4 protein-coding genes and 1 pseudogene are annotated in these 4613 nt (G+C 35.6%); 4 read left to right on the top strand and 1 reads right to left on the bottom strand.

Going from position 1 to position 4613, the window contains the following annotated elements:
* Positions 1-109: 109 nt before the first annotated feature.
* Together ACIQ6Z_RS09135 and rsmI are read left to right on the top strand one after the other, a co-directional pair.
* Positions 110-1060, top strand: a complete 951-nt coding sequence (locus ACIQ6Z_RS09135; RefSeq protein WP_396210577.1) for a hypothetical protein — start codon at positions 110-112, stop codon at positions 1058-1060.
* A 42-nt stretch (positions 1061-1102) separates the two neighbouring features.
* A complete protein-coding gene (rsmI, locus tag ACIQ6Z_RS09130; protein ID WP_396210576.1) occupies positions 1103-1783 on the top strand; it encodes a 16S rRNA (cytidine(1402)-2'-O)-methyltransferase in 681 nt (226 codons plus the stop codon).
* Here the strand turns inward: rsmI and ACIQ6Z_RS09125 are convergent.
* A complete protein-coding gene (locus ACIQ6Z_RS09125; protein ID WP_396210575.1) occupies positions 1780-2346 on the bottom strand; it encodes a hypothetical protein in 567 nt (188 codons plus the stop codon). The two genes, rsmI and ACIQ6Z_RS09125, sit on opposite strands and share 4 nt — an antisense overlap.
* Before the next feature lie 190 nt (positions 2347-2536).
* On the opposite strand from ACIQ6Z_RS09125, the gene recJ reads away from it, so the two are divergent.
* Positions 2537-4237: a single-stranded-DNA-specific exonuclease RecJ gene (gene recJ, locus ACIQ6Z_RS09120; RefSeq protein WP_396210574.1), complete on the top strand. Its 1701-nt coding sequence runs from the start codon at positions 2537-2539 to the stop codon at positions 4235-4237.
* Positions 4230-4613, top strand: a pseudogene (locus ACIQ6Z_RS09115) (MFS transporter); the annotation flags it as partial. The gene recJ and the pseudogene ACIQ6Z_RS09115, both read left to right, overlap by 8 nt.

Genomic DNA, 4613 nt, shown 5'->3' with positions numbered 1-4613 from the left:
GAAACATTTTGTATCTTTCGTACGTTAAAAAATTATTTTCTGCTACATTTGTAAGCAAAACAAAAATATTAAAAAAGTATCGATATATTCAATTCCATTTAATAAAGTTATGAAGAAAAGAGTATCCGCTGAATTAATCAGTATTGCGCACCGAATTTTAAAATTAAAAAACCACTCCGAAACCCTTCAATTGCAACAAGAAGCAAAGAATTTGTATGATCAATTGACCATATTGCGATTCTATGAAGAAAATTTTGAAATGCTAAAAAATGAAATTCCAGCTGCTGTTCTTGAAGAAATGTTGGAAGGAAAACCTTCAGAGGTTTTTTCTGCTCCTCTTGAAACAAAAGAAGTATCGTCTGCTCATGCCATAGATTCTGAAGTTGAAGTTGAAAAAGTGATCCCAGTAAGCGAGGAAAAAATAGTAATAGCTGAATTAATGCTTGACGAACTTGACGAAGATGATGCATTGGAATCCCAAGTTGAAGCGTCAGTTGAAGTAGAAGAATCAGAAGAAGTTGTTGAAGCTCCAAAGGAAATTATTCCAGAAAGCAAACCTGAAAAAAAATTCATAAAACCTGAAAAACAAAAACCGGTCGTAGCCAAACAAATTTCATTTGAAGACATGTTGGTTCACGATTATCAAGAATTGGATTTTGTAAAGGTTGATGCTGTTCCTGAAGTTGTTGCATTAGCCAACGATCTTTCCTTTGATCCATTGGATGTTGTGACTGATTTTCTTAACGAAGCGCCCCAAGAACCAGCAGCAGAAAAAGAAGTTAAAGAAGAAGTCAAAGAAGAAAAAATAGTGTCGTTAAATGATGCATTAAACAAAGGTATAAATATTGGATTAAACGATCGAATTGCATTTGAGAAAAAACTATTTGGTGGTCATTCAGATGATTTCAACCGTGTCCTTTCCCAGTTGAATAGTTTTGATACTTTCGAAGAGGCTAAAGATTTTATACAAGACTTTGTAAAACCCGATTATGATAATTGGGAAGGAAATGAAGAATATGAAACGCGATTTTTAGATATAATTGAGAAAAAGTTTAATTAGAAGTTGTTTCACACAGAATACAATTACACCCTGTATCCATAAATGAGTAAATTATTCATCGTTCCCACGCCGATAGGCAATTTAGAAGACATGACCTTTCGAGCCATTAAAGTGCTGAAAGAAGTGGATTTAATTTTAGCTGAAGACACCCGTACCAGTGGTAAATTACTAAAGCACTTCGAAATTGCGACCCACATGCACAGCCACCACATGCACAACGAACACAAAACCGTTGAGAATTTGGTCAAGCGATTGCAAGCTGGCGAAATGATTGCCTTAATAAGCGATGCCGGAACCCCGGCCATTTCTGACCCTGGGTTTTTATTGACCCGAGCTTGTGTAGAACACGGCATTACTGTAGAATGTTTGCCAGGCGCAACCGCTTTTGTTCCAGCTTTGGTGAACAGCGGTTTACCGAATGATAAATTCGTATTTGAAGGTTTTTTACCCGATAAAAAAGGAAGGCAAACCCGATTTTTAGCGCTACAAGAAGAATATAGAACGATGATTTTCTATGTATCCCCCCATAAATTAAACAAAACCTTAGCCGAATTTGTTCAGTATTTCGGAGCGGATAGAGCGGTTTCTGTTTCTCGAGAATTATCCAAATTACACGAAGAAACCATTAGAGGAACTGCCGAAGAGGTATTGAAGCATTTTGAAGCCAAACCAGCTAAAGGAGAGATTGTGGTTTGTGTTGGTGGGAAAAGTAATAAAAATTAGTCTATTGAAATCAGATAATAATTATAAGTTTTAAAATTTTCATTAATTTTAAATTCGTCAGTTATTTTTTTTATATCGTTGATGATGCTTGTGCCCAATTTTGTAGAAAATATTATTAACAGCATTTTATTTCCTTCTAATTTAACAGGTTCCTTGTTTGAATTTGTATAATCAAAATTTAAAATTTTTGTTGGACTGAATTTTTCTCCAATTAGTTCAGGATTGTTTTTTACTAAATTAGTAACTCTTGAATAGCACGAGTTATTTTCTTCTATAAAATTATTGTCAATCTTGTCTTTACTATTTACAACAATGCCATATAAATATGCCACTTTTTCGTTTACGATATAGTTCATAAAGTTGTTTTTTTGAACACTATCAATAAATACTAAATTAGATGTTTCTATATTGTATTTGTCTTTTATCTTGACACAATATTCTTCTTTAGAATTGTATTCTATAGTTTTGTTAACTTTATTTATTGTCTTGTATGTTGGTTTACAAGAGTAAAATAAAATTAGCAAAGTTGCTACTAACACAAGTAATAATTTTTTTGTTTTCATTTGATAATAGTTTCGTAGAGTTTATCTATCAAAATAATAAAAAAAAGAATAGTTTCAAATTTATTTTTTTCAAATGGTTTTATCATAACCAATAAAATTAAGCTAGAATGGTAAAAATATTTATACCTTTGTCATTCAAGTATATAAGCCAAAATAACATAATTCATCCTTTTTAATTCGTAATTAACCTATGCGTTGGAATCCAAAATCTAAGCCAAATCCCGAGAAAGTAAACGCCCTTCAAAGCGCCCTCCAAGTCGATGAAATCATCGCTACATTATTAGTTCAAAGAGGAATAGAAACCTTCGAACAAGCCAAAACATTTTTCCGTCCTACCTTAGCCGATTTGCACAATCCGTACCTCATGAAGGACATGGACAAAGCTGTGGCACACATTGAAACCGCCATTTCCAATAACGAAAACATCTTGGTTTTTGGCGATTATGACGTCGACGGAACGACTGCAGTGTCTCTAGTTTCAAGTTATTTACGCAGTTATTATCCCAATGTGGCCACTTATATTCCTGATCGATATGCCGAAGGTTACGGGATTTCCTACACCGGAATAGATTATGCTGAAGACAACAATATTTCTTTAATTATTGCACTCGATTGCGGTATAAAATCCATAGATCACGTAGCTTATGCCAATGAAAAAAACATTGATTTTATCATTTGCGATCACCACCGTCCAGGGCCTATTTTGCCTGATGCAGTTGCCATTTTAGATCCAAAACGTGAGGATTGTAGTTATCCTTATGATGAATTATGCGGTTGTGGTGTGGGCTTTAAATTGATTCAAGCCTTAGCCGAAAACCGAAACCAAACGATTGCAGATTTGTTGGGGTACTTAGATTTAGTAGCCACAGCCATTGCTGCCGACATTGTTCCCATAACTGGTGAAAATAGGGTGTTGGCCAAATTTGGTTTGGAAGTGATTAATACCAATCCCCGACCAGGAATTAAAGCCTTAATTCAACAGGTAAAAAAGAAAGTGCTAACCATTACGGATGTGGTTTTTGTAGTAGCTCCTCGAATCAATGCAGCTGGCAGAATCAAACATGGAAATGAAGCGGTGGCTTTACTAACTGAATATGATTGGGAACAAGCCGAGCAATTTGCTTCTGAAATTGAACAGCACAATTCCGACAGAAAAGAATTAGACAAACAAATTACCAAAGAAGCCTTACTTCAAATTGAAGAGAACAACGAGCAAACCCGATTTTCAACCGTGGTGTATCAAGAAAATTGGCACAAGGGGGTCATTGGAATTGTTGCCTCTCGTTTGGTAGAAAATTATTATCGTCCCACGATAGTGTTTACAAAAAGTGGTGAAAAATTAGCCGCTTCGGCTCGATCGGTAAAAGGGTTTGATATCTATAATGCCCTAGAAGCTTGTGCTGAACATTTGGAGCAATTTGGCGGCCATATGTACGCGGCCGGCATGACACTTTTGGAACATAAGTACCAAGATTTTAAAATTGCTTTTGAAAAAGAAGTTTCGAAAACCATTCGTCCCGACTTATTAATGCCTGAAATTTCTTATGATGCCGAAATTGAATTGTCTGTAATCAATCCGAAATTAATGCGTGTTTTGAAACAATTTGAACCTTTTGGCCCCGAAAATATGATGCCCTTATTTTTAGCTAAAGACCTAACAGATTCGGGTTATGCGAAAACCTTAGGTTCGGAAAACGAACATTTAAAGGCCTATATCAAACAAGGTCATTCCACTAGTTTTGGTGCAATTGGTTTTGGATTGGGTAAAAAATTAGACCGAGTTGCCCATAAAAAGAAATTTGATGCTATTTTTTCATTGGAAGAAAACGAATGGAAAGATACGGTAACTTTGCAACTGCAATTGCGAGATATTCAACAATCAAATGGCTAAAAAAGATCCTTTTTCATCTTTACGAATTCCCGAATTTCGATGGTTTTTAGCCATGCGGTTAAGTATAGTATTGGCTTGGTCCATGCAGTTTGTATTGATCGAGTGGGAGGTGTATCGACTCACTAAAGACCCTCTTTCTTTAGGCTTGATCGGCTTGATGGAAATTATTCCGGCGATAAGTATGGCTTTATTTGCAGGGCATATAGTAGATCAAAACGAGAAAAAAGGCTTGCTCCTGAAATGCTTCAGTGGTTTGGCACTCATTAGCGTTTTGTTTTGTGTACTTGTATATCCTAAAAGTATGGAAGCGTTTTCAAAACAAACCCTTTTGTTCGGATTTTATGCCTTGGTTTTTGCTGGGGGTATCATTCGCGCC

The organism is Flavobacterium sp. (genome assembly GCF_044376915.1).
Lineage (GTDB): Bacteria > Bacteroidota > Bacteroidia > Flavobacteriales > Flavobacteriaceae > Flavobacterium.
This window is presented reverse-complemented; position numbering and strand designations above follow the sequence as displayed.

Coding starts and splice junctions, on each gene's coding strand:
- ACIQ6Z_RS09135 (WP_396210577.1), top strand. CDS start 110: ATGAAGAAAAGAGTATCCGCTGAATTAATCAGTATTGCGCACCGAATT.
- rsmI (WP_396210576.1), top strand. CDS start 1,103: ATGAGTAAATTATTCATCGTTCCCACGCCGATAGGCAATTTAGAAGAC.
- ACIQ6Z_RS09125 (WP_396210575.1), bottom strand. CDS start 2,346: ATGAAAACAAAAAAATTATTACTTGTGTTAGTAGCAACTTTGCTAATT.
- recJ (WP_396210574.1), top strand. CDS start 2,537: ATGCGTTGGAATCCAAAATCTAAGCCAAATCCCGAGAAAGTAAACGCC.